The 2,287-nt window shown below is 61.4% G+C and carries 3 protein-coding genes; 2 read left to right on the top strand and 1 reads right to left on the bottom strand.

The window, feature by feature from the left end:
- Positions 1–574, bottom strand: a 574-nt coding sequence (locus tag B4F27_RS17580; protein ID WP_286760300.1) for a PQQ-dependent sugar dehydrogenase, incomplete at its 3' end; no start/stop codon positions are given.
- A gap of 159 nt (positions 575–733) precedes the next feature.
- On the opposite strand from B4F27_RS17580, the gene B4F27_RS17575 reads away from it, so the two are divergent.
- Both B4F27_RS17575 and B4F27_RS17570 read left to right on the top strand, forming a co-directional pair.
- A complete protein-coding gene (locus B4F27_RS17575; RefSeq protein WP_286760299.1) occupies positions 734–1,924 on the top strand; it encodes an ABC transporter substrate-binding protein in 1,191 nt (396 codons plus the stop codon).
- A 90-nt stretch (positions 1,925–2,014) separates the two neighbouring features.
- Positions 2,015–2,287: ATP-binding cassette domain-containing protein (locus B4F27_RS17570; protein WP_286760298.1), on the top strand; the 273-nt coding region annotated here is incomplete at its 3' end.

Raw genomic sequence — 2,287 nt, 5'->3', positions numbered from 1 at the left:
TCACACGCACGACAGAGCCGTTGTGCTGCCCCAGATCCTGCGCCGCGGGGCGGTCGCCGCGCTCTCCGACAGTGACGAAAAGCGTGCCATCGCGCGCCTCGACCACGCGGCTGCCAAAGTGCTGACCGGCGGCAGACCCGCGTGACATGGTAAAGAGATCGCGTAGATTTTCGAGCCGCGCACCATCCTGCGACAGCTCTGCCGCGGCAAGCGCGGTACCGGCCCCGCCCTCAAGCGCCTTGGCATAGGTCAGGAATATGGTGCGCGATCTGTCAAAATCCCGTGCCAGCGTGATATCCAGCAAGCCGCCCTGCCCTGCGTCAACGACCTGCGGTGCGCCGGTAACCTCTTGGCTGGTGCCCTCGCGGACCCGCAGCAAGCGGCCGTCGCGTTCGGTGACCAGCACGTCCCCATTTGGCAAAATCGCCAGCGCCCAAGGGGTATCCAGCCCTGACACCTGCTGGGTGATCCGCAGCTCTTGCGCGACAACGCCCGACGCGCCCATGAACGATCCGGCTATGACCAACGCCCCGATGGCCCGTGCGGCCTGATGCATCATCCCCCCGCGAAACATGGCTTTCCCCCTTCATACAACCTATCCCTGCAAACCTAGCGCAGACAAAGCGTCGATCCACATCATCTTGCGCCACTTTACCTAGGGATAACGCTTTTCTTTTCCAAAATCGCCGCATAGGCTCTGGCGCAGAACACCATATTCAACAGGGAGAGAAACATGAAAAAGATGCTTATGGCCACAACGGCTGCAGCATTGCTGGCCACCAATGCCTATGCTGACGCGCATAGCAAGGACGTGAAGCTTGGCGTGATCTTTGGCTACACCGGCCCGATTGAATCGCTGACCGGCATCATGGCATCCAGCGCCGAGCTGGCCATGAAAGAAGTCACCGACAGCGGCATGCTGATGGACGGGGCGACAGTCACCCCCTCGCGGGCGGACACGGGCTGCGTCGATAACGCGCTTGCGGTATCCAGTGCGGAACGTCTGATCGCCGAAGGGATCAACGGCATCGTGGGCGCGGCCTGCTCTGGCGTGACCGGCGCGATCTTGCAAAACGCGGCGCTGCCCAACGGGATGGTGATGATCTCGCCCTCCGCCACATCCCCCGGCTTGACATCGATGGAAGACGATGGCCTCTTTTTCCGCACCGCCCCCTCCGACGCCCGTCAAGGCGAAGTCATGGCAGAGGTGCTGATGGAAGAAGGCATCAAGGAAGTCGCGGTCACCTATACCAACAACGACTACGGCAAGGGTTTGGCGGACGCGTTCCAGCAGGCCTATGAAGCTGCGGGTGGGACAATTACCATCTCTGCCGCACATGAAGACGGCAAGGCCGATTACTCTGCCGAGGTTGGCGCGCTGGCCTCTGCCGGTGGCGACCGTCTAGTGGTTGCGGGCTACGTCGATCAGGGTGGATCGGGCGTTGTGCGTGCAGCGATTGATTCAGGCGCGTTCGACACGTTCCACTTCCCCGACGGGATGATCGCGGCGAACCTTGAAAACAACTTCGGCTCCGAGCTGGACGGCTCCACCGGCCAGCACCCCGGCACCGATAGCCCCGGCGCTGACAAATTCACCGCGCTGGTCGACGGTGCCTTCGACACCACATCGCCCTTCGCACCGGAAAGCTACGACGCAGCGGCGCTGCTGATGCTGGCGATGCAGGCCGCAGGGTCTTCCGATCCGCAGGTCTATAAGAATCAGGTCATGTCGGTTGCGAACGCCCCCGGCGAAAAGATCTATCCGGGTGAGCTGGCCAAAGCGCTGCAAATCCTCAAGGACGGCGGCGAAGTCGACTATGAAGGCGCAACCGCGGTTGAACTGATCGGCCCCGGTGAATCCGCTGGCAGCTACCGTCAGATCAAGATCGAAGACGGCAAGATCACGACGGTTCAATACCGCTAACATCACATGACGTGACAGAAAACAGCCCGGTGCATTGCGACCGGGCTGTTTTTGCAACGGGGCTTCGGCACCGCACGGGGAGACTACAAAATGATCGTCGTAGACGACATCCATAAACATTTCGGCGGGTTCCACGCCGTGGACGGGGCCAATCTGACCATTGGCAAAGGCACGATCACCGGTTTGATCGGCCCGAACGGTGCTGGCAAAACGACGCTGTTCAACGTGATCGCGGGGGTGCTCAAACCGACCTCGGGGCGCGTGACGATGGACGGCGAGGATATCACCGGCCTGCCCCCCCATACGCTGTTTCACAAAGGGCTGCTGCGGACCTTCCAGATCGCGCATGAATTTTCGTCGATG

It is taken from the genome of Sulfitobacter sp. UBA1132 (genome assembly GCF_002311545.1).
In the GTDB taxonomy this organism is placed as follows: domain Bacteria; phylum Pseudomonadota; class Alphaproteobacteria; order Rhodobacterales; family Rhodobacteraceae; genus Sulfitobacter; species Sulfitobacter pontiacus.
The sequence above is the reverse complement of the archived record's forward strand: the minus strand, read 5'-3'. Positions and strand labels throughout refer to the sequence as shown.